19 protein-coding genes are annotated in these 22642 nt (G+C 73.3%); 14 read left to right on the top strand and 5 right to left on the bottom strand.

Annotation, left to right across the window (positions count from 1 at the left end; all coding sequences use genetic code 11):
• Window positions 1-6 precede the first annotated feature (6 nt).
• The 14 genes from AB0N02_RS11080 to AB0N02_RS11015 all read left to right on the top strand — a co-directional run bounded on the left by AB0N02_RS11080 (window position 7) and on the right by AB0N02_RS11015 (window position 16334).
• Window positions 7-225, top strand: a complete 219-nt coding sequence (locus tag AB0N02_RS11080; RefSeq protein ID WP_363944869.1) for an acyl carrier protein — start codon at window positions 7-9, stop codon at window positions 223-225.
• Complete coding sequence (locus tag AB0N02_RS11075; protein WP_363944867.1) at window positions 222-1562, top strand: FAD-dependent oxidoreductase; 1341 nt, start codon at window positions 222-224, stop codon at window positions 1560-1562. Before AB0N02_RS11080 ends, AB0N02_RS11075 begins: the two co-directional genes overlap by 4 nt.
• Entirely contained in the window at window positions 1555-3258 is a 1704-nt protein-coding gene (locus AB0N02_RS11070; RefSeq protein WP_363944866.1) for a class I adenylate-forming enzyme family protein, read from the top strand. Before AB0N02_RS11075 ends, AB0N02_RS11070 begins: the two co-directional genes overlap by 8 nt.
• Window positions 3255-4625, top strand: coding sequence for a lysine 2,3-aminomutase (locus AB0N02_RS11065; RefSeq protein ID WP_363944864.1), 1371 nt, complete (start codon window positions 3255-3257; stop codon window positions 4623-4625). The genes AB0N02_RS11070 and AB0N02_RS11065 overlap by 4 nt, the downstream gene beginning before the upstream one ends.
• Window positions 4622-5656, top strand: a complete 1035-nt coding sequence (locus AB0N02_RS11060) for a hypothetical protein (RefSeq protein ID WP_363944862.1) — start codon at window positions 4622-4624, stop codon at window positions 5654-5656. Before AB0N02_RS11065 ends, AB0N02_RS11060 begins: the two co-directional genes overlap by 4 nt.
• Window positions 5657-5660: 4 nt before the next feature.
• Entirely contained in the window at window positions 5661-6890 is a 1230-nt protein-coding gene (locus AB0N02_RS11055; protein WP_363944861.1) for an AMP-binding protein, read from the top strand.
• Entirely contained in the window at window positions 6887-8155 is a 1269-nt protein-coding gene (locus tag AB0N02_RS11050) for an MFS transporter (RefSeq protein ID WP_363944860.1), read from the top strand. Before AB0N02_RS11055 ends, AB0N02_RS11050 begins: the two co-directional genes overlap by 4 nt.
• Window positions 8152-9033: an SDR family NAD(P)-dependent oxidoreductase gene (locus AB0N02_RS11045; protein WP_363944858.1), complete on the top strand. Its 882-nt coding sequence runs from the start codon at window positions 8152-8154 to the stop codon at window positions 9031-9033. The genes AB0N02_RS11050 and AB0N02_RS11045 overlap by 4 nt, the downstream gene beginning before the upstream one ends.
• Complete coding sequence (gene paaI / locus AB0N02_RS11040) at window positions 9030-9551, top strand: hydroxyphenylacetyl-CoA thioesterase PaaI (protein ID WP_363944857.1); 522 nt, start codon at window positions 9030-9032, stop codon at window positions 9549-9551. Before AB0N02_RS11045 ends, paaI begins: the two co-directional genes overlap by 4 nt.
• Window positions 9548-11668 (top strand): molybdopterin oxidoreductase family protein, encoded by a 2121-nt coding sequence (locus tag AB0N02_RS11035; protein WP_363944856.1) that lies wholly within the window; start codon window positions 9548-9550, stop codon window positions 11666-11668. The genes paaI and AB0N02_RS11035 overlap by 4 nt, the downstream gene beginning before the upstream one ends.
• The gene (locus tag AB0N02_RS11030) at window positions 11665-13128 is read left to right on the top strand and encodes an FAD-dependent oxidoreductase (RefSeq protein ID WP_363944855.1); all 1464 of its coding nucleotides are present in this window, start codon (window positions 11665-11667) and stop codon (window positions 13126-13128) included. The genes AB0N02_RS11035 and AB0N02_RS11030 overlap by 4 nt, the downstream gene beginning before the upstream one ends.
• Window positions 13125-14477 (top strand): MFS transporter, encoded by a 1353-nt coding sequence (locus AB0N02_RS11025; protein ID WP_363944853.1) that lies wholly within the window; start codon window positions 13125-13127, stop codon window positions 14475-14477. The genes AB0N02_RS11030 and AB0N02_RS11025 overlap by 4 nt, the downstream gene beginning before the upstream one ends.
• A 30-nt stretch (window positions 14478-14507) precedes the next feature.
• Entirely contained in the window at window positions 14508-15764 is a 1257-nt protein-coding gene (locus AB0N02_RS11020) for a hypothetical protein (RefSeq protein ID WP_363944851.1), read from the top strand.
• Window positions 15765-15962: 198 nt separating this feature from the next.
• The gene (locus tag AB0N02_RS11015; RefSeq protein ID WP_363944850.1) at window positions 15963-16334 is read left to right on the top strand and encodes a hypothetical protein; all 372 of its coding nucleotides are present in this window, start codon (window positions 15963-15965) and stop codon (window positions 16332-16334) included.
• Between the two features lie 38 nt (window positions 16335-16372).
• On the opposite strand, the gene AB0N02_RS11010 is transcribed toward AB0N02_RS11015, so the two are convergent.
• From AB0N02_RS11010 to AB0N02_RS10990, 5 genes are read right to left on the bottom strand one after another with little or no spacing between them, the layout of a single operon-like run.
• Window positions 16373-17344: an ABC transporter permease gene (locus AB0N02_RS11010; RefSeq protein ID WP_363944848.1), complete on the bottom strand. Its 972-nt coding sequence runs from the start codon at window positions 17342-17344 to the stop codon at window positions 16373-16375.
• Window positions 17341-18222 carry an ABC transporter permease gene (locus AB0N02_RS11005; RefSeq protein ID WP_363944846.1) on the bottom strand — a complete coding sequence of 294 codons (882 nt, stop codon included), beginning with the start codon at window positions 18220-18222 and terminating at the stop codon, window positions 17341-17343. Before AB0N02_RS11005 ends, AB0N02_RS11010 begins: the two co-directional genes overlap by 4 nt.
• Window positions 18223-18226: 4 nt before the next feature.
• On the bottom strand, window positions 18227-19867 hold the full coding sequence (locus AB0N02_RS11000) for an ABC transporter family substrate-binding protein (protein ID WP_363944844.1): 1641 nt from the start codon (window positions 19865-19867) through the stop codon (window positions 18227-18229).
• Between the two features lie 16 nt (window positions 19868-19883).
• On the bottom strand, window positions 19884-21128 hold the full coding sequence (locus tag AB0N02_RS10995; RefSeq protein ID WP_363944842.1) for an amidohydrolase family protein: 1245 nt from the start codon (window positions 21126-21128) through the stop codon (window positions 19884-19886).
• Window positions 21125-22357, bottom strand: coding sequence for an amidohydrolase family protein (locus tag AB0N02_RS10990; RefSeq protein WP_363944840.1), 1233 nt, complete (start codon window positions 22355-22357; stop codon window positions 21125-21127). Before AB0N02_RS10990 ends, AB0N02_RS10995 begins: the two co-directional genes overlap by 4 nt.
• Window positions 22358-22642 lie beyond the last annotated feature (285 nt).

The following is a 22642-nucleotide window of genomic DNA, read 5'->3' as shown; positions in this document are numbered from 1 at the left end:
CACTCCATGAATGTAGACGCCGTCTCGGACATATTCCGGCGCGTGCTGGAAAACGTCGAAGTCAATGCAGATTCTGACTTTTTTGTCATGGGCGGGGACTCCCTGCTCGCGACCCGCGTCCTGAGCGCGGTCGCGCGTGACCACGGCGTGGAGCTGGATTTCGAGGACTTCCTGGACGCGCCGACCCCGAGCGCCCTCGCCAAGAAGATCGCGAACGCGGCATGAGCGTCGTCGTCGTGGGAGCGGGCCTGGCGGGGCTCACCGCCGCCGCCGACCTGGCGGCGCGCGGCGTCGAGGTCACCGTGGTCGAGGCGCGCGAACGGGTCGGAGGCCGTACGCACGGCATCGAGGTCGTGCCCGGCAGCTGGGTGGACGCGGGCGCGGCCTATCTGGGCGACCGGCACACCGAGCTGACCGCCCTGACGGCCGAGCTGGGACTGAAGACCACGCCGACCACCATGACCGGCGCCAGCCGCTTCACCCTCGGCGGCGACGACCGGACCCGGCCCGGCCGGTTCCCGCCGCTGTCGGCGGTCGCGCTGGGCGAGATGTTCGACGCGCTGGACGAGCTGACCCGCCTCCTGCGCGTGGACGCCCCCTGGCTGTCGGCGGACGCCGCCCGGCTGGACACGCTGACCGCGGCCGAATGGGCGCGGGAGCACCTGCGCCACCCGGACGCGCTGCTGTTCTTCCCGCTGTTCCTCGGGGAGATGATGGCCGCCGACCCGCAGGACGTGTCCGTCCTGCACATGGCGTTCTATCTGCGCTCGGGGGGCGGGGTCCGCTACCTGAACGCCTTCGAGGGCGGCGCGCAGGAGGACCGGATCGACGGCGGCGCGCATCTGCTGTGCCAGAGGCTGGCCGCCGGGCTGGGCGAGCGGGTCCGCCTCGGTGAGCCGGTGCGCGCGATCCACCAGGACGACGACGGCGTGACCGTGACGACCACGGCCGGATCGCTGCGGGCCCGCGCCGCGGTGGTCGCGGTGCCGCCGTCGCTCGCCGACGCGATCGACTACCGGCCCGGGCTGCCGGTGTCCCGCTCCACCGGCCGTACGGCGCCCGGCTGCGCGGTGAAGGTGCACCTGGTGTACCCGGCGCCGGTCTGGCGGGAGCACGGCCTGTCCGGCTGGTCGGTCAACGCCCAGGGGCCCCTGCTGTCCACGGTGGACGACTCGCCCGCCGACGGCGCGGTGGGCGTGCTGACCGGGTTCGTGACCGGCCGGGAGGCGCACCGGTTCGCGGAGCTGCCCGCCGGCGAGCAGCGCGAGCGGGCGGTCGCCCAGGCCGCGCGGCTGTTTCCGGGGCTGCCGCGGCCGATCGGGTTCCACGCCACCGACTGGGTCAACGAGGACTACAGCCGGGGGTGCTACGCGGCGCTCTTCGGACCGGGGGACTGGCTGCGGCTCGGCCCGCACCTGACGACCCCGCACCGGCGGGTGCACTGGGCCGGGACGGAGACGAGCACCGAGTTCTTCGGCCTGATGGAGGGCGCCATCCGGTCGGGACGGCGCGTGGCCACGGAGATCATCACAACCTACGACTGGAGGGACATCCATGTCTGACGTCACCTCGATCGCGCCGCTGCCCGCGCGGCGGCGGCTGATGACCGAGCCGGAGCTCGGCGCGGGCAACTTCCTGGACCACGCCCTGGCGGCCAACCCCAACCGGGCGGTGCCGTTCGTCTACAGCCACCACACCGACCACCGCGGCCGGGTGGTGCTGCGCGGCCACAGCCTGGTCGACCTCGCGGCGCTGCGGGACCGGTACGCCAAGTGGTACCGGGCCAACGGCGTACGGCCGGGCGAGCCGGTGGGAATCGTGGTGGCCGAAGGGCTCGAACCCCTGCTCCACTTCCTGGCGCTCACGGCGCTCGGCGCCATCCCGGCGATGATCAACGACGCGATGCGGCCCGACGTCATGGTCCGCTACCTCGACCACGTGGGCGCCGTCGGCATCGTCGCCGACGACACCACCCGGCTGCAGGCCGCCTACCGCGAAAACCCGCAGAGCAGGCCCCGGTTCATCGCCCTGGCCGCCGAGGTGCGGGCCCACGACGCCGGCTCGGACCGGCTGCCGGACGAGTATCCCCACCGGCACGCCCCGGACGACATCGTGGCGCTGATCCACTCGTCCGGCACCACCGGCACGCCCAAGTCGACGATGCTCGGCCACCGGCAGTTCTGGGACGGGAAGCAGCCGCGGATGCTGCGTTTCCCGGCCGAGCCGTACGACAGGCTGATGTCGCTCATGCCGCACACCCACGCCGGCGGCCTCAGCTACTTCCTCACCGCGGTGCTCCTCGGGCTGCCGACCGTGGTCATGGCGGACTGGCGGCGCGAGGTCGTGGAGCCGGTCATGGAGGCGTTCCAGCCGACCATGGTGGCCTCGTTCCCGCGGACGTTCGTCGAGCTCGCCACCGGCGAACTCCCGATCAGGGGCGCGGCGAAGGTGCACTCCTGGTTCAACACCGGAGACAGCGCGCACTACGGGCACATCAGGCGGCTGGTCCAGCTGGGCGAGCGGCCCGCCGGCCTGATCAAGTCGTGGCTGCTGCCGAGCGGCGCCGCCGCCGACGAGCCGCTGCCCGGCTCCCAGTTCATCGACGGCCTCGGCTCCTCGGAGATGGGGATGGCGCTCTTCGGCCAGGTGACCACGCCGGAGACCCCGCGCGACGACCGCTGCGTGGGTAAGGCGCAGGAGGCCGTGACCAGGGCCGCGGTGCTGGACGAGGACGGCCGGGAGGTGCCCGACGGCACCGTGGGCCTGCTGGCGGTGATCACCCCCTCCCGTACGCCGGGCTACTGGAACGACCCGAGGCTGACCAGCAGTTTCGAGCTCAACGGCTACTGGCTCACCGGCGACGTGGCCCGCAGGGACGGCGAGGGCAACTTCTACCACCTCGACCGGACCGTGGACGTCATCGACACCGCCGCCGGGCCGGTCTACAGCCTGCCCATCGAGGAGGTCCTCATCGCCGACTGCGACGACCTCGTCCAGGACTGCTCGGTCGTCGGCGTCCCCGGGAGGGCGGGGGAGGGGCAGCGCCCGATCGCCGTGGTGCGCCCGCAGGCAGGCACCGCCGACACCACCGACGGCGACGTGCTGGAGAGGGCGAACAAGGCCCTCGCCGGCGCGGGTCTCGCCACGCTCGCCGCGGTGATCGTCGCTCGGACCGGCGAGGACTACCCGCTCGGCCCCACAGGCAAGGTGCTCAAGCGCGAGCTCCGCACCCGGCACGCGGCGCTGTTCACCGGATGAACGCCGACGCTTCCCCCCGGCCGTACGCCTACGCGCGCCGGCCGCTCGTGGAGCCGGACTGGCGGCGGCTGCCGGGCTGGCGCGACGTCGGCGAGGCGCAGTGGCGCGACGCCCAGTGGCAGCGCGCCCACTGCGTGAAGAACGCCGGGCAGCTGCGCGCGGTGGTCGGCGGCCTGCTCCAGGAGTCCTTCTACGCCGACCTGGCCGCCGACGTGGAGCGGTTCGCGACCATGTCCATGCTGATCCCGCCGCAGCTGCTCAACGTGATGGCGCCGTACGCCGGGGACGGCCCGGCCGCCTTCACGGAGGCGTTCCTGGCGGACCCGATCCGCAGATACATGCTGCCGGTGAGCTCGGACCGCCGCCCGGACTGGCCCAGCCACCCCCGCGCGCAGCGCGACTCGCTGCACGAGGCGGAGATGTGGGTGGTGGAGGGGCTGACCCACCGCTACCCGACCAAGGTACTGGCCGAACTGCTGTCGACCTGCCCGCAGTACTGCGGGCACTGCACCCGGATGGACCTGGTCGGCACCTCGACCCCGCAGGTCGTCAAGGCCCGGCTCGCCCTCAAACCGGTGGACCGGCAGGAGCTGATGCTGGACTACCTCAAGCGCACGCCAGGTGTGCGGGACGTGGTGGTCTCGGGCGGCGACGTGGCCAACGTGCCCTGGCCGCGGCTGGAGGCGTTCCTGCTGCGGCTGCTGGAACTGGAGACCGTACGGGACATCCGCCTGGCCACCAAGGCACTGGTCGGCCTGCCGCAGCACTGGCTCCAGCCGGACGTGGTCGAGGGGGTGGGCCGGGTGGCCGCCGTCGCCCGCCGCCGCGGGGTGAACCTGGCCGTGCACACCCACGCCAACCACGTGCGGTCGGTGACGCCGCTGGTGGCCGAGGCGGCGCGGGCCCTGCTGGAGGCGGGGGTGCGGGACGTGCGCAACCAGGGCGTGCTCCTGCGGGGGGTGAACACCACCCAGGCCGACCTGCTGGACCTGTGCTTCGCCCTGCAGGGTGAGGCCGGCATCCTGCCGTACTACTTCTACCTCTGCGACATGATCCCCAACGCGGAGCACTGGCGGATCCCGCTCCACCTGGCGCAGCGGCTCCAGGAGGCCGTCATGGGCTACCTGCCCGGCTACGCGACGCCGCGGATCGTGTGCGACGTGCCCTACGCAGGCAAGCGCTGGGTGCACCAGGTGGCCGAGTACGACCGGGAACGCGGCATCTCGTACTGGACCAGGAACCACGGCATCGGGCTCGAACGGGACGATCTGGCCGACCCGGACCGCCGCTTCCCCTTCTACGACCCGATCGACACCTTGCCGGAGTCGGGCCGCCGCTGGTGGGCCGACGGAGAGGGACGACCATGAACCCGGTGAACCCGGTGACCCCCGCCGACACGAGCACGCTGCGCCGCATGTGCTGGATCTTCCCCGACCGGGAGTCGACCCGGACGGCCGCGATGTGGCGCCACTACTTCTGGGACATGTACGCCGAGGTGGCCGCGGAACTCGGCCTGAGCTGGACCCGGCACTCGCCCGACGCGGTGACGGTCGACAGCCTGGAGCCCGGCAAACCGCGCGTCTACGTGGACGAGGAACCCGTCACCCCGGAGGACACGCTCTTCATCACCGCGCTGTACTCGCTGCCGTACCAGTCGATGGACGTGTTCAACCAGTACGCGCTGTACGCCGTGCTGGAGCGGGCCGGCTTCTACCTGCCGTTCCCGCCGGGCCTGTCGGCCGTCGCCAACGACAAGCTGGCCACGGTCCTCCACCTGAACGACTCGCCCGTTCCCCCCATCCCCACCCTCCGCATCGGCACTGGGCGGGACGTGGGCAAACACCTGTACGAGGTGGCGCTGGCGAACCTGACCTACCCGGCGATCGTCAAGCCCGCCGGGTGGTGCGGCGGCGGCGGGGTCAACCTGGCCCGGAACGCCGACGACGTACGGGGGCTGGCCAGCCTGGCGCAGGGCGGCGACACCACCCTCGTGCTCCAGCCCTACCTGGGCGACGGCACGGTCGACTACCGGGTCTACGTCATCGGCGGCGAGCCGTACGCCGTCCTGAAACGAACCCCCGAGGCCGGTTCGCCGGTCGCCAACGCCAGCCGCGGCGGAAGCATGGAGTTCGCCCCCGTCCCGCCCGAGCTGGCGGAGGCGACGGCCTACTTCGCCCGGAAGCTGCCCATCCCGTTCTTCTGCGTCGACTTCCTGTTCGACGGCGAGCGCTTCTGGTTCTCCGAGCTCGAACCCGACGGCGTGATCGCCCCGGACTTCGACGACCCCGGCCGGAGAGTCCAGCGGGACATCACCCGGGCGCGCTGGACGGCCTACCGGGACGCCCACACCCGGTGGCTGGCGAGAGAGACCACCGACACGATCTTCGAGAGCTGGTGACGACATGACCGAATCGTTCTCGCTCCCGCCGGAGGCGGCCGAGCCCAGCCTGAGCGTCCCGCGGCGTTCGCTGGAGCGGCTGCGGAGCGTGCCCGAGCTCGCGCCGCGGTACGCCGGGCACGAGAAGGTGCTCACCCTGGAGGACGTCGCCGCGCTTCCGGTGCTGGTGAAGGACGACCTGAACGTGGCCCTGGCGCACCTGAGGCCGAAGGCCGAGCGCGGCGCCACCTGGCTCTTCCAGAGCGGTGGCAGCACCGGCGCGCCCAAGGTCGGCCACGCCCCCACCGGGTTCTACATGGAGGGCGTGTACGAGCAGTGGCGGCCGCTGGAGCGCGACGACGTCTTCGTCAACGGGTGGGGCGCCGGCCGCATGTGGGGCGCCCACTTCCTGGCCGCCGCCTTCGCCGACCTGTCCGGCTGCGAGGTCATCGCGCTGGGCTCGGTCACCCGGGAGGAGTACGGCGACTGGCTGGCCTTCCTCGCCGCCCGGGGCGTGACCGCGTTCGGCGGCACGCCGAGCGTGCTGCGGCTGTGGTTCGCGCACGCCCGGGCGGCGGGGATCCGCCTGCCCGCGCTGCGCAAGGTGCTCTGGCTCGGTGAGGCCTGGCACCCGCAGCTCGACGAGGACATCGCCGCGGTGGCTCCGGACGCGCGCCGCTGGGGCATGTTCGGCAGCACGGAGACCTGGGTGGCCGGCACCAACACCCCGCAGTGCCCGCCGGACGTCTTCCACCTGCTCCCCGAGCAGCTGGTGCACGTGGACGCGGACGGGCTGCTCGACTTCACCACCCTCAACCCGGACATGCTCAACCCGGTGCTGCGCTACCGGACCGGCGACGCCGGGCGGTTCGTGACGTGCGAGTGCGGCCGGCGGGACAGGGCGCTGCGGATCCTGGGCCGCCGGGACTCGGTGGTCCAGGTGCGCGGGCTGGGGCTGCACGTGGACGACATCGTCGCCCGGGTGGAGCGGGAGCCCGGCGTCTCCAGGGCGCAGATCCTGATCACCGAGCAGCGGGGCCGGGTGGCCACGGTGGAGGTGCTGCTGCTGACCGACCGGGACGCGCCGCCGGACCTGGCCGGACGGCTGCGCGGGGACCTCATGTCCTCGACGTTCACGATCAGCACGGCCTTCCAGCACGACCCGGAGTCGTTCCGGGTGACGGCCGCCGACTCGCTGATCACCAACGAGCGCACCGGCAAGACCTCCACCTTCGTCGTCCGGGAGGAGTCGTGAGGCTGCCGGTGTCCCTGGGCCGGGAGTTCAACCTGTTCTGGGGCGGCCAGACGGTGAGCCTCGTCGGGGACCGGATCACGGTGTTCGTGGTCCCCACCCTGATGATCTTCGCACTGCACGCCTCGCCGCTCGAGGTGGGCATCGTGGCCATGGCCCAGTACCTCGGCATCCCCCTGCTGGGGCCGGTCGCCGGCGTGCTGGTCGACCGGTGGGACAAGCGCCTGACCCTGCTGGCGTGTGACCTCGTACGGCTGGCGGCGGTGGCGGCCATCCCGGTGACCTACTGGTGCGGCGTGCTGTCGACGCCGGTGCTGTTCGTCTGCGTGGCGCTGATCAGCGGAGCGACGATCTTCTTCAACATCGGCTACCTCGTCGCCGTGCCCACCACGGTGCCCGAGGACCGGCTGGTCCGGGCGTACTCGCGTCTGGAGGGCAGCAGCACGGTCTCCGAGGTGGCCGGGCCGTCGATCGCCGCCGGGCTCTACCACGCGCTGGGGGTGGCCGCGCTGCTCGTCGACGCGGCCAGCTACCTGGTCTCCGCCGCGTGCTTCCGCTTCATGCGGCCCTGGGGGAACAGTACGGTCCACCAGGGGGCGGTGCGGTCGCGGCTGCTGCTGGGGTTCCGGCTGAACTGGGCCGACCCGGTCCTGCGCCGGGTGGTCGTGGCCGCCGTGACCCTGAACTCGGGCGGACCCATCTTCGTCACGGTCCTGCCGGTGCTGGCCTACCAGGGCCTGGGCGTCTCGGTGGGCGTGTTCGGGGCGGCGATGTCGGTGGCGGCGGTCGGCGCGGTGCTCGGCGCGGTCGTCGCGCCCAGGATCAGCGACCGGCTGGGCCTCGGCCGGACCATGGCGTGGGCCCTCCTGCTCCACTGCCTGGTCGGCCTGGGCATCCTCGCCGCGCCCGCGCTGCCGGCCGCGCCGGTGATCGGCGTGACGTTCGCCTGCTACGGCTTCTTCATGTCGTGCATCAACGTCTGCGGCGCCCCGATCCGCCAGTCCCGGATGACGGCCGAGAACCAGGGGGTGATGCACGCGGCGTTCCGCACCGCGACGTGGGGCGTGATCCCGCTGGCCGCGCTGGTCGGCGGACTGGCGGTCACCCTGCTGACCGGAAGCCTGGGCGTGCTCGGCGCGGCCCGGACGGTCATGGTCGGCGGCACCCTGCTGGCCGCGTTCTCCTTCCTGCCGGCGGCGGGGATCCAGCCGCTGCTCGACCGGGCGAAGCGGCAGGAGGAGCCGATGCTCTCGGGAAGCACGCCATGACGGCGCGGCACCGGACGGTCCTGATCACGGGGACGTCGTCGGGCATCGGCCTGGCGACCGCGGTCACCGCGGCGAAGGCCGGGTTCACCGTGGTGGCGACGATGCGCGACCCGGAACGGGCGCACGCGCTGCGCGAGGCGGCCGGTCACGCCGGGGTCACGCTGGACGTCCGCCGCCTCGACGTCACCGACGCCGCGTCCGTCGCCTCGTGCCTGCGGGGCGTGCGGGAGACGTACGGGCGGCTGGACGCGGTGGTCAACAACGCCGGCGTCTCCAACTTCGACCCCACGATGGAGATGTCGACCATGGAGGCCCTGCGGGCCAACCTGGAGGTGAACTTCTTCGGGGTCGTCGCGGTGAGCCGGGTCGCGATGCCGCTGCTGCGCGCCGCCCGGGGCCGCCTGCTGACCGTCGGCAGCGTGCACGGCGTCGTCGGCCAGCCCTTCAACGAGGCGTACGCGGCGGCGAAGTTCGCCGTCGAGGGTTTCATGGAGAGCCTGGCACCGGTCGCGGCCCGGCACGGGGTGAGGGTCTGCGTGGTCGTGCCCGGCTTCGTGCCGGACACCGAGTTCGGCGTCTTCCCCGACGTCAACCGGGAGACCATCCGGGCGGCCTCCGGGCCGTACGCGCGGACGTTCACCGACTACCTCGACTGGGTGGGCGGCCAGGGCTGGGAGGGCGCCGGCCAGTCGAAGTGGGACGTGGCCGAGGCGGTGGTGCGGGCGCTGACCGACGACGAGCCGCCGTTCCGGATCGCCACCAGCGCCTGGGTGAGCGACTACCTGGCGGACAAGCTCGCCGACCGGGACGGTTCGGCCGTCCAGGCCCTGGCCCGGACCTGGGTCGCCGGCCCGCAGCGGAGCGGGGCGGCGCCATGAGCACGGAGCCGAGCCGGGCCCGGGCCGTGAACGCCGCCGACACCGGGAACACCGGGGGCATCTTGAACGCCGGGGACGCCGAGGACGCCGGGGGAGCGAGGGACATAGGGGACGCCGGGGACGCCGTGAACGCCGCGGATCCGGCCTGCCGGTCGCTCGGCATCGCCGTCGAGGAGGTCGCCGCCGGCCGGGCACGGCTGCGGATGCGGATCTCCGAGGACATGCTGAACGGGCACGGCATCGCCCACGGCGGATACCTGTTCCTCCTCGCCGACGCCGCGTTCGCCTACGCCTCCAACGCCCACGGCCCGGTCACGCTGGCGCAGAGCGCGCAGGTGACGTTCCTGCGCCCGGCCGCGGCCGGGGACGAACTGGTGGCCGAGGCCGCCGAGCGCGTCCGGTACGGCAGGCACGGCGTCTACGACGTGACCGTACGGCGCCCCGCCGGAGAGGTCGTCGCGGAGTTCCGCGGCCAGAGCGTGATGGTCTCCGGCAGACCGGGCGGGACGTCGCGATGACGGCGACGACCACGGCCGTCGCCACCCACTGCCCGTACTGCGCCCTGCAGTGCGGGATGACGCTGACCCCACTGACCCCGCTGACCTCACTGACCTCACTGACGCCCGGGGCGCGGGTGGGCCCGCGGGACTTCCCGGTGAACGAGGGCGCGCTGTGCCAGAAGGGATGGACGGCGGCGTCGCTGCTCGACACCCCGGACCGGCTCGGAGAACCGCTGATCCGCGACCGCCGAGGGGAGGCGTTGCGCCCCGCGAGCTGGGAGGAGGCCCTGGACCTGGTGGCGGGGCGGATCCGGCGGCTGCGGGAGCGGTACGGGCCGGACGCGGTCGCCGTCTTCGGCGGCGGCGGGCTCACCAACGAGAAGGCGTACCTCCTCGGCAAGTTCGCCAGGGTCGCCCTGCGCACCTCGCAGATCGACTACAACGGCCGGTTCTGCATGTCGTCCGCCGCCGCGGCGGGAATCCGGGCCTTCGGTCTCGACCGGGGACTGCCGTTCCCGGTCGCCGACCTCCGCGACGCGGACGCGATCATACTGGTGGGGGCCAACGTCGCCGAGACGATGCCCCCGCTCGTCCGGCACCTGCGCCGGGCCCGGGACCGCGGCGGTCTCGTCGTGGTGGATCCCCGGCGGACCGCCACCGCCGAGACGGCGGCGCTGCACCTGGCACCCCGGCCGGGCACGGACCTGGCGCTGGCGCTCGGCATGCTGCACGCGGCCGTCGCCGGAGGTCACCTCCGGCGCGACTACACCGGCGCGCGGACCACGGGGTTCGCCGAGGCCTGGCGGATCGCCGCCCGCTGGCGCCCCGAGGAGGCCGAACGGGTCACCGGGGTGGCCGCCGCCGACCAGCGGGCCGCCGTCGAGTCGCTGGCCGGGGCCCGCAACGCCTACCTGCTCACCGGCCGGGGCACCGAGCAGCACGCCTCCGGCGTGGACACGGTGTCGGGCTGGATCAACCTGGCGCTCGCCCTGGGCCTGCCGGGCCGGGCGGGATCCGGCTACGGGTGCCTGACCGGCCAGGGCAACGGGCAGGGAGGCCGCGAACACGGGCAGAAGGCCGACCAGCTGCCGGGGTACCGGCGCCTGGACGACGAGGCCGCGCGGCGGCACGTGGCCGCCGTGTGGGGCGTCGCACCCGAGGAACTCCCCGCGCCCGGCCGGTCGGCCTACGAGCTGCTGGACGCGCTGGGGACCGAGACCGGCCCGAGGGCGCTGCTGGTCTTCGGGAGCAATCCCGTGGTGTCCGCGCCCCGCGCCGGACACGTCGCGCGCCGGCTGGCCGCCCTGGACCTGCTGGTGGTGGCCGACATCGTGCCGTCGGAGACCGCGCGACTGGCCGACGTGGTGCTGCCGGTCACCCAGTGGGCCGAGGAGGACGGCACGATGACGAACCTGGAGGGGCGGGTGCTGCTGCGGCGGCGCGCGCTCCCGCCGCCTCCGGGAACCCGCAGTGACCTGACCGTCCTGCGGGAGCTGGCGATACGACTCGGGCAGCCAGCCTCCCGCTTCCCCGACGACCCCGAGGAGGTGTTCGAGGAGCTCGGGCGGGCCTCGGCCGGAGGCCCGGCGGACTACGCGGGGATCAGCCACCGGCGCCTGCGGACGGGCGAAGCCCTGCACTGGCCGTGCCCCGGCCGCGGTCATCCGGGGACGCCCCGCCTGTTCCTGGACCGCTTCGCGCACGCCGACGGGCGCGCGCGGTTCGTCCCGGTGGACCACCGGGGGCCCGCCGAACGCACCGATCGGGACTATCCCCTGATCGCGACGACCGGGCGGATCCTCGCGCACTACCAGTCCGGCGCGCAGACCCGCCGGGTGGCCGACCTGGTCCGGACGGCGCCCACGGCGTACGTGGAGGTTCACCCGGACACGGCACGGCGGGCCGGGCTGGCCGACGGCGACCGGGCCCGCGTCGTCTCGCGCCGCGGCGAGGCCGAGGCCGAGGTGCGCTGCGTGCCGACGATCCGGCCGGACACCGTGTTCGTGCCGTTCCACTTCCCCGGCGCCGGGCGGGCCAACCTGATCAGCAACCCGGCGCTGGACCCGGTCAGCGGGATGCCCGAGTTCAAGGTCTGCGCGGTCCGGCTGGTCCCGGCGGACGGGGAGCGCCCATGACTCCCCGCCGCGTGGTGATCGTGGGGTACGGCATGGCCGGAGCCCGCCTGGCCGAGCGGATCCGGGCGCACGACCCCGAGGGCGGCCGGGTCGCGCTCACCGTCGTGGGCGCCGAGTCCCGGCCGGCGTACAACCGGGTGCTGCTGTCCGGCGTGCTGGCCGGCACGATGACCGCCGCCGACATCGCCCTGCACGACCCGGAGTGGGCGGCCCGGAACCGGGTCCGGCTGCTCCTGGGCGCGACGGCCGTCCGGCTGGACCGCGAGGCACGCTCGGTCCTGCTGGCGGACGGCGCCTCGATCGGTTACGACGCCCTGGTCCTGGCGACGGGAAGCCGCCCGTGGCTGCCGCCGGTCGAGGGACTGGCCGACGACCGAGGCGCGCCCGCCGCCGGCGTGCTCACGCTGCGCGACCTGGACGACTGCCTGCGGATCGTGGAGCGGGCCCGTCCCGGCGCGCCGGTGGCCGTGCTCGGCGGCGGGGTGCTCGGGGTGGAGACCGCGCTGGGGCTGGCCCGGCGCGGTGCCCGGGTCACCCTGGTCCACCCCGCCGGCCGCCTGATGGAACGGCACCTGGACCGGACCGCCGGGACGATCCTGGCCCGCCGGTGTCGCGCCGCCGGAGTGCGGACGGAGATCGGAAGGTCCGCGGTCCGCCACTACCCCGGCGAGGGCGTCAAGCTCGAGGACGGCGCGTTCGTCCCGGCGGCGGCGACGGTGGTGACCGCCGGGGTCCGGCCCGAGATCGGGCTGGCCGCCGACGCGGGGCTGGCGACGGACGTGGGCGTCGTGGTGGACGACCGGCTGCGCACCGCCGACCCGCGGATCCACGCCATCGGCGACTGCGCCCAGGCGGGGCGCGTGCCGCCGGGACTCCTGCAGCCCGCGTGGGAGCAGGCGGCGGTGCTGGCCGGGCTGCTCACCGGCGCCGGCGGTACGGCGCGCCACCGCGCCGCGCCGGCGGTCACCCGGCTGCGCGCGGGCGACGTCGACCTCACCGCGTTCGGCGAGACGCACCTGGAGCTGGACAGCCCGGACGCCGAGGTGCTCTGCTACGCCGACCCCGCCCGGGGAACCTACGCCAAGCTCGCGCTGGCCGGCGAGCGCGTGATCGGGGCGATCGTGCTGGGCCTGCCCGACGTCGCGGCGACGCTGACGCAACTCCACGACACGGGCCGGCCGGTGCCCGGCGACCGGCCGGCTCTGCTGCTCGGGCGGGCGCTGCCACCGGCCGCCGCCGATCCGGCCCTGCTGCCGGACTCGGCGGTGATCTGCCGCTGCAACGCGGTGACCAAGGCCGCGCTGGTGCGCGCGGCCCGGTCCGCGGGCGGCGACCTGGCCGCGCTGGTGGGCGCGACCAGGGCCACCACCGGATGCGGGGACTGCCTGCCGAGGGTGCGCGGCCTCGTGGACCGGCTGGGACACGACTCACGGAACACGACCGAAGGAGAGGGCACATGAGCGAGCGTCGGCCGGTGACCCGGCGGACCGGGCGCTGGATCGATCACTGGGATCCGGAGGACCCCGCGTTCTGGGAGGCCACCGGGCGCCGCGTCGCCACCCGGAACCTGATCTTCTCCATCGCCGTGGAGCATCTCGGGTTCACGGTGTGGCTGCTGTGGAGCGCCGTGGTCGTCCTGCTGCCGAAGGCGGGCTTCCCGTTCACCGTCGACCAGCTCTTCTGGCTGGTGGCGGTGCCGAACCTGGTCGGGGCCACGCTGCGGCTGCCGTACACCTTCGCCGTCTCCGCCTTCGGCGGCCGCAACTGGAACGTGGCCAGCGCGCTGCTGCTGCTGGTGCCGGTGGGGCTGCTCGCCCGGCTGGTCGCCGACCCGGGCACCCCGTACTGGATGTTCCTGGTCGCCGCGGCGACGGCCGGTCTCGGCGGCGGGAACTTCGCCTCCTCCATGGCCAACGTCTCCTACTTCTATCCGGAGCGGAGCAAGGGGTTCGCGCTGGGGGTGAACGCGGCGGGCGGCAACCTGGGGGTCGCCGTCGTCCAGTTCGTGGTTCCGCTCGTGGCGGCCGCGAGCCTGGCCAACGCCGGGCTGGTGTGGATCGCGCCGATCCTCGTCGCGGCGGCCTGCGCGTACCTCCTCATGGACAACCTGGCCGTGGTGAAGGCCGACTTCGGTTCGCAGAGCAGGGCCTTCCGCCGCAGGCACACCTGGGTCATGTCCTTTCTCTACATCGGCACCTTCGGCTCCTTCATCGGCTACTCGGCGGCCTTCCCGCTGCTCGTCAACGCGACGTTCCCCGAGTCCGGGGCGGCCTACTCCGCCTTCGTCGGCGCCCTCGTCGGCTCGCTGGCGCGGCCCGTGGGTGGCTGGCTCGCCGACAGGCTGGGCGGGGCCAGGGTCACCGCGTGGTCCTTCACCGCCATGGCGGCGGGCGTCCTCGGTGTTCTCGCCGGGCTCGGACGGCACAGCTTCCCGCTCTTCCTCGGCGCGTTCGTCCTGCTGTTCGTCGCCTCGGGGATGGGCAACGGCTCCACCTACCGGATGATCCCCGCGATCTTCGCCACCCAGGCGGAGCGGGAGGTCGACGCGGGGGCGGCGCGGGCCGGGGCACTGCTGCGCGCCAAGCGGGAGGCGGCGGCCGCCATCGGCATCGCCTCGGCGGTCGGCGCGTTCGGCGGGTTTCTCATCCCCCGGGGATTCGCCGTGTCGCTGGGGCGGACCGGGTCCATCGACGTCGCGCTCTACGTGTTCCTCGCCGGATACGGCGTGTTCCTGGCGACGAACTGGTGGTTCTACCGCAGGCGGGTGCTGCTGGGCCGGATCCCCAGCCTGGCCCACGGCCGTATCTGACCGTCACACCAACCAGACAGGGAGGGGCACATGCCCGCCAAGCCACTGCGAGACCTGGTCGACTTCGTCCGGCGGAACTCGCCGTTCTACGCGGAGCTGTACCGTGACGTGCCGCGGGTCGTCACGGACGTCACCCAGCTGCCGATCATCGACCAGACGGCCTTCTGGGCCGCGAACACCTGGCCGGACAACCGGTTGCTGACCGGGCCGCTGACCGACGCCGGCGTGTACACCTCCGGCGGCACCACCGGCGCGCCGAAGTTCTCCCCGTGGACCCGTACCGAGCACGCCGACTCGGTGAGCGCGTTCGGGGCGGGCATGGTCCAGGCCGGGCTGAGGCCGGGGCACCGGGTGGCGAACCTCTTCTACGCCGGCGAGCTGTACGGGGGGTTCCTCTACATCGAGAACGCCCTGCACCACGCCCCGGTGGAGAACGTCCGGCTGCCCGTCGGCGGCGCCGCGTCGGAGGAGTACATCGCCGACCTGATCGCGGGCTTCGGCGTCAACGTGCTGGCGGGCGAGCCGATGAAGCTCGCCAAGGTGGCCGACGCGGTGACCGCCCGGGGGCAGGCGGCCGACTCGGTCGAGCTGCTGATGTTCGGCGGCGACCTCCTCTTCGACGACCTGCGGCCGCGGCTCGCCAAGGCCTTTCCCGGTGCCGTGATCGCCTCGCTCGGGTACGCGTCGGTGGACGCCGGGCTGGTCGGCGCACCGGTGCCGGGCGACGACGTGCGGGTGCACGAGGCCTTCCCCAACCGGACGCTGGTGGAGCTGGTCGACGACGCGACCGGCGCCCCGATCACCGAGCCAGGCGTGCCCGGCCGCGTGGTGGTCACCAACCTGTTCCGGACCCTGATGCCGATCATCCGCTACCCCGTCGGCGACGTGGCCGAGTGGACGGACGAGGACCGCCGGCGGTTCCGGCTGGTCGGCAGGACGAGCGAGGGCGCCCGGGTGGAGACGGTGTCGATGAGGACCGAGGACGTCCGCGCGGTGCTCATCGCGGCGGACACGGACCGGATCATGTCCGGGATGCAGATGGTGCAGCGCCGCTGGGACGGCAAGGACGGCCTGCTGCTCCGGCTGGCCTGCGTCGAGGAACCCCCGGCGGACCTGGCCCGGCGGCTCGTCGACGCCGTGTACGCGGCCCGCCCGCTGTACCCCGAGTCCGTGGCCCAGGGCCTCATCCACCCGCTGGCCGTCGAATGGGTGCGGCCCTCGGACCTGGTGACCAATCCGCGCACCGGAAAGCTGGTGCAGGTGGTGGACGAACGCCCGCACTCCTGATCCTCGCCCGGCTGATCCCCGCACTCCTGACCCTCGCCCGGCTGATCCCCGCCGATCCCCGCCGATCCTTGCCCGGCTGATCCCCGCCCGGCGAGGGGATCATCCGGGCGGGGGACGGCGGATCAACCTGGCGGTGGGCGCGACCGGCCCGGCCGCCGGACTACGGTCCCCTCCCATGAGAACGACGAAAGGGAAGCGGTGACGAAGGGGAAGTGGTTCGGGGCGGGGCTGCTGATCATGGCCCTGCTCGCGGCGGGGCTGAGCACGGTCGTGCTGCTGCGGGCGGGTGAGACCCGGGAACGGATCGACGGCAACCTCCAGAAGGCGGCGGAGCTGCTCCGCGAGGCGGACACCGCCAAGGGGACCGACCCCGGACGCTCCGACGAGCTGACCCAGGAGGCCGCCCGGTACACCGGGTTCGCCGAGGCCGACCAGGGGGAGTACGACTCCCGGTCCATGGGCGGGTGGCTCTTCGCCGCCGGTGCCGCCGGATGCCTGGCCGGGGGCCTCGTCCTGATGCTCGTCCCGGGCCGCCGCGAGTCCCGGAGCCCGCGGTACGGCCACGCCTGACGGACTCGCCGCCGCCGGGGTTCCCGGCGGGGAGCGTGTCAGTCCTGGACCGTCCTCGGGTCGAGCACGCCGTACAGCAGGTCGGCGGCGAGGTTGAGCACGGTGATGAGCACCGTCGAGACCAGCAGGAAGGCGAGGACGGCGTTGGTGTCCTGCTGCTTGATCCCGTCGACGAGCATTTCGCCGAGGCCGTGCCAGCCGAAGACCGACTCGATGATCACCAGGCCGCCGAGGATCCAGGGGATCTCCATGGCGATCATGGTGGTGACGGGGATGAGGGAGGTGCGCAGGCCGTGCCCGAGCAGCACCCTGCGGCGGGACAGGCCCTTGGCCCTGGCGAACAGCAGATAGTCGCTGCCGAGCACCTCGGCGGTGGCCGACCGCTGGTAGAGGGTGAACTCGGGCAGGCGGCTCAGCGTGAGCACGATCGTGGGGAGCAGCAGGTGGGCTCCGTAGTCGGCGAGCCGTACCGGCAGGCTCATGCCCTCGGTGCCCGGGGTGGCGTCGCCGAGTGTGGCGACCACGTCCACCCCGAGCGCCTGGTTGAGGGCGATGCCGCCTTGCTTGACCACGACGGCCGTCCAGAAGGTCGGCAGCGTGAGCAGGAGCACGGCCATGGCGCCGACCGCGCGGTCGGCGAGGCGGCCGCGCCGTACGGCTGCCCAGAACCCGGCGGAGATCGAGACGGCGACCGCCAGGACCAGGGCGAGCGTGACGAGCCTGAGCGAGACCAGGCCGCGCTGGAGCAGCTCGGCCGCGATGTCCTGTCCGGCGACGCCGCGGCCCAGGTCGCCGTGGAGCACCCCGGTGATCCAGTGCCAGTAGCGGACCGGCAGCGGCCGGTCGAGGCCGAGCTCGTGCGCGCGCAGCCGCAGCGCCTCGGGGGGGACGTTCGGCTGGCGCAGGCTCGCCAGCGGGTCTCCCGCCAGGGAGACGGCGGTGAAGACCACCGCCGTGGCGACCAGCGCGAGCGGTACGGCGAGCAGCACCCGGCGGACGACGCGGATCATCGGGCCGCTCCCGTTCCCCCGGCCTCGAACGAGCGGCGCAGGCCCTCGCCGACGAAGTGCACGGCGAGTACGATCGCGATGACGATCAGGCTCGGCGCGTAGAACAGCCAGGGCGCGGTGACGGCGAAACCGGTGCCGGCCCCGACCAACTGCCCCAGCGAGGTGTCGGGCGGCTGCACGCCGAGGCCGAGGAAGGACAGCGACGACTCCAGGGAGATCGCGGCCGCCACGTAGGTGGTGACCACCACCGCGACGGGCCCGACGATGTGCGGCAGCAGGTGCCTGGCGAGCACCCTCGGGGTGCCGGCGCCGATCAGCCGGGCCGCGGCCACGAAGTCACGCTCGCGCAGCGACAGCGTGATGCCGCGGATGATGCGCGCGATCGGCGCCCAGTAGAAGGCGGACACGGCGAAGGCCACGATCAGCCAGCCGTTCCCGTTCCCTCCGAGGCGTACCGCGACGAGCCCGAGCACGGCGATGAGCGGGATGGTGAGCAGGACGTCCACCAGGCGCATGACCAGCGCGTCCAGCCACCCGCCCAGATATCCGGCGAGCAGGCCCACCGTCGCGCCGGCCGCCGTGGAGACCAGCGCGACGATGAGCGCGATGGCAAGCGAGCGCTGGGCTCCGCGCATCACCTGGGCGAGCACGTCGTGGCCCAGCGCGTCGGTGCCGAGCGGGTGGAGCGCGGACGGCGGCGCCAGGAGCTCCGGGGTGAGGTCTGCGTAGGTGTAGCGCCAGAGCGCCGGCCCGGCGACCGATGACACGGCGACGAGGACCAGGAACACCAGCGAGGCCACGGCGCCCCTGCGGCGCAGGAACCTTCCGGACACGCCCCCGGGGGCCCCGAGGGGCCGGCCGGTCGTTTCGACCGCCATCGGGTCAGCTCCGCCCCGACCAGGACGCCGCGCCCGCCAGCCGCCACTCGAACAGCGGATGCGTCCGGTACCCCTGGATCCGGGTGCTGTGGGCGTCCAGCTCAGGCAGGCTGAACAGCGGGAACAGGGACAGTTGTTTCCAGAGCGCGGCGTCGATCGCGTTCGCCGCCGCGCGGCTGCCGTCCTCGTCGAGGATCTTCGTGGCCTCGGCGAACATCCGGTCGATCCCCGGGTCGCAGAACCGCTGGAAGTTGTAGCCGCCCTTACAGGTGTAGAGCGCCTCGTACCAGGAGATCGGGTAGGCCGAGCCCGGGTAGCCGAAGGAGATGGTGTCGTAGTTCCCGGGGATCAGCACCTGGTCGAAGTAGACGCTGTCGGGCACGGTCACCACGTCGAGCTTGATGCCGGCGGCCTTGAGCTGACCCTGCAGGAGGACGGCGAGCTGCGACTCCATCGTGCCGCCCGAGGAGAGCGCGTGCCGGACGGTGAGCGGTTTGCCGCCCTTGGCGAAGTAGCCGTCGCCGCCGCGCGTGTACCCGGCCCCTTCGAGCAGGGCCGCCGCCGCGGCGGCGTCGCCGGTGCCGTACCGGCCGGCCAGGTTGTCGGTGTACCCCGGTGAGCCCGCGGAGTAGATGTGGTTGACCGAGCTGAACCGCTCGCCGTCCACGCCGAGTGTCTTGACCGTGATCGCCTTGAGGTCGAGCGCGGTGGCGACGGCCTGGCGCACGACGGGCTCGGAGGCGGGCCTGCGGCCGAACTGGAAGCCCAGGAACTGCTGGGTCGGGGAGGCCACGAGCTCGGTCGTGACCGAGGGCACGGCCCTGAGCTGGGCGAGCGTGCTCTGGTCGGGGTCGAGGGCGGCGATGTCCACCTCGCCGGCGGCCAGCGCCTGGATCACGGCCTGCGGTTCCTTGACGAAGCGCAGGACGAGGGCGTCGGACCTGGCCCGCTCACCCGGCCACCTGGGGTTGCGGGCGAACCTGATGAGCTGCCCCTGCCGGTCCTCCGCGATCACGAACGGGCCGCCGGTCGGCGGGACGGCCTTGATCAGGCCCTCGTTCCAGGCCTTCGGCTCCGCCCCTCGCGTCGCCATGAAGTGGGCGGGCAGGATCCGGGTGAACAGCGACCGCCACTCCCCGAAGGGCTTGGCGAACACCACGGTGACGGTCTTGCCGCCGTCGCCGCCCGTGACCGACCTGATCGCGTCGTACCCGAGCGCCCCGGTGGTCTGGGCGCCGGGCACCTTCCCGCTCATGTGCCGCCAGAGGTAGTCGAAGTCGGCCGCCGTGATCGGCGTGCCGTCCGACCAGACCGCCGTCGGCTTGATCTTGTAGACGACCGTCTGCGGTTCGGTCGAGGTGACCTCGGCGCTGACCAGCAGGTCGGTGTTGAGCGCCGGGCCGAGGTCGGGCCCGATCGCGAAGGCGGACGGGTAGATGAGGTTGCCGATCGCCAGCCCGATGGCCTCGCCCTGGGTCGGCACGTGCGGGTTGAGGCCGGTCCACGCCTGGATGGTGGCGACCGTCACCGTGCCGCCACCGCCGCCGGGCGTCGCGTCACCGGTCCCCCGTTCCGGTGACGCGACGCAGGCGGTGGCCGCGAGGATCAGCGCGCCCGCGACGGCGGCGAGCCTGATGGTGTGCATGGGGGTTTCCCTTCGCTCAGCCCTGGACGGGCCTGGCCGACCGGCGGTACACGAGACCGCCGTCCATGTAGACCGACTCGATGGCGCCCTTGAGCGCCGCGAAGTCGTACGGGTCGCCGTCGACGACGACGAGGTCGGCCCGCTTGCCGGCGGTGACGGTGCCGAGCTGATCGTCGAGGCCCAGCAGTTCCGCGGCGGAGGAGGTGGCGGCGACCAGCGCCTCGGCGGGACTCAGCCCCGCCAGGGTCATCGCCCGCAACTCGTCGAGGTTGTCCCCCGCGGTGTTGCCGAAGTCGGTGCCCATCGCGATGCGGATCCCGGCCCGGTGCGCCCGGCCGAGCTCGGCGAGCGCCTTGCGGGCCGCCGCCACGTGGTCCTGTCCGGGGTCGTCCTGGTGGCCGATGGCCTCCCTGGCCGCCTCCGGCGTCGTCACCTCCGACTCGGGCAGCTCGTACATCTCCATGGCCACCGTGGGGACGAGCCAGGTCCCGCTCTCCTTCATCAACGCGATCGCCTCGTCGTCGAGGTAGGCGATGTGCTCGATCGACCGGGCTCCCGCCCTGATCGCGTCCTTGATCGCGGCCGGGCCGTACGCGTGGACGGCGACCGCGACGCCCGCCGCCCGGGCCTCCTCGGCGACGGCCTCCAGCTCGGCGACGGTGAAGCGGGTGCTCTCGTACCTGGCCCTGCCGCTGTGCGTCGCGAGGACCTTGACGAAGTCGGCCCCCATCCGCAGCGACCGCCGTACGGCCTTGCGCACCCCGGTGACGCCGTCGGCGATCGAGCCGGGCCGGCCGGGGTGTGGCAGGTAGTACGGGTCCACCCACTGGCCGGACGGTGTGGCGCCGTCCATGTGCCCGCCGGTCTGGGAGATCGCGGTGATGGAGATCTGCAGGCGCGGTCCCGCGATCAGCCCGTCCCGCAGCGCCTGCTTCACCCCGAGGTCCGCCCCCGCGCAGTCGCGGACGGTCGTGATGCCGCACTCGAGCAGGCGGCGCAGGTTGGGGATGGCGTTGTAGAACTGGAAGGAGAACGGCTCGCCGAGCCGCTCGGCCACCGTGGGGGCGACGCCGAGCACGTGGACGTGGCAGTCGAACAGTCCCGGCAGCAGCGTCCGGCCGGTCACGTCGACCGTCTCGTCGCCCGTCAGTCCTGTGCCGACCTCGGCGAACCGGCCGTCCTCGACGGCGACGTCGGCGCGGTAGGGGGCGCTTCCCGTGCCGTCGAAGACGTCGGCGCCGGTGAAGACGGTACGGGTCATCGGTCGTTCTCCTGTCCGGTGGTGTCGAGCGTGCCGTGCACGAGCTCGCCGTCCTTGAGCACGGCGCGGATACGGCCGGGCCAGCCGGTGAAGTCGTAGGGGTCGCCCTCCAGGACGACCAGGTCCGCCCTGAGCCCGGCGGCGATCCGCCCGACCTCGTCGGAGACGCGCAGCAGCGTGGCGGCGGCCGAGGTGGCGGAGACGATCGTCTGCGCGGGAGACAGGCCCAGCCGGTTCATGTGGCGCAGCTCGTCGAGGAACTCGCCGCCGTGCATGTCGGTGCCCATCGCGATCGGGACGCCGGCCTCGACCGCCATCCTGAAGGAGGCGGCGTGCGCGTCCGCGGTGATCCGGGCCAGCTCCAGCTTCTCGGCGCCGACGTACTCGGCGACGTCGTCACGCTCCAGCAGGCCGAAGGTCCGCACGAGGGTCGGCACGAACCAGGTGCCCCGCTCCGCCATCAGATCGACGGTCTCCTGGTCCAGATAGGTGCCGTGCTCGATCGAGTCGACCCCGGCCCGTGCCGCGTTGGCCGCGCCGGCGGCGCCGTGGGCGTGCGAGGCGACGTGCAGGCCCGCGTTGCGCGCCTCCTCCATCACCGCGGCGAGCTCGTCGTCCCGGAAATGCGCGGGCAGGTGGTCCTTGCGCGGCCAGGTTCCGCCGTCGGTGGTGCAGACCTTGACGCAGTCGGCTCCGCCCCTGATCAGCTCGCGGACGAGCCGCCTGATCTCCTCGGGTCCGTCGACCACGCCGTGCGGACGGCCCGGGTGGGGCAGGTAGTACTCGAAGGCGGGCAGGCCGCTGGGGAGGTGGGCGTCGATGTGGCCCCCGGTGGGGGAGAGCGCCTCGATGGCGATGCGCAGCCGGGGCCCCCGGACGATGCCCCGGTCGACGGCCAGCTTCAGCCCCGCGTCCGCGCCGGCCAGATCCCTGACCGTGGTGAAACCGCTGCGGAGCAGGTGGTCCAGGATCGGCAGGGCGGCGTAGAACTGGTAGGAGAACGGCGTGCGCAGCCGTTCCTCCAGCGTCGGCGCGCATCCCACGACGTGGACATGGCAGTTGATCAGGCCGGGCAGCAGGGTCAGCCCGGTGACGTCGGCGACCGTGTCGCCCGCGGGCGCCGTGCCGACCTCGGCGAACCGGCCGTTCTCCACCGCCACGTCGGCGGCGTAGGGATGCGCTCCGGTGCCGTCGAACACCCTGGCACCGCGAAGCACTAGCCTCGACAACTCTCTCACTCCTCCTCTGGATACGGTCGCCGCGCGAACGCGCCGGTGGCCGCCGTGTGGGGACGCCCCCGGCCGCCGGGGCCGGGGGCGTCGTGTGTTGTGGATCTCCGTCGGACGCTCAAAGGACGGCTCCGTTCTCGTGGCCCGCGCCGTTCACGGCCCACCGGGCGATGAGAACGATTGCACCGGCCGTGTCGCCATCCTGCTGAGGACGGCCGATACACGTCCACTAAAGGCGGGCGCTCTGCCGGAAAACGAAATACGGCCCGCTTTTCTGGCGGAAAG

It is taken from the genome of Streptosporangium sp. NPDC051022 (genome assembly GCF_040683035.1).
In the GTDB taxonomy this organism is placed as follows: domain Bacteria; phylum Actinomycetota; class Actinomycetes; order Streptosporangiales; family Streptosporangiaceae; genus Streptosporangium.
Note: the sequence above shows the minus strand (reverse complement) of the source record. Positions and strands in the feature narration are given on the sequence as shown.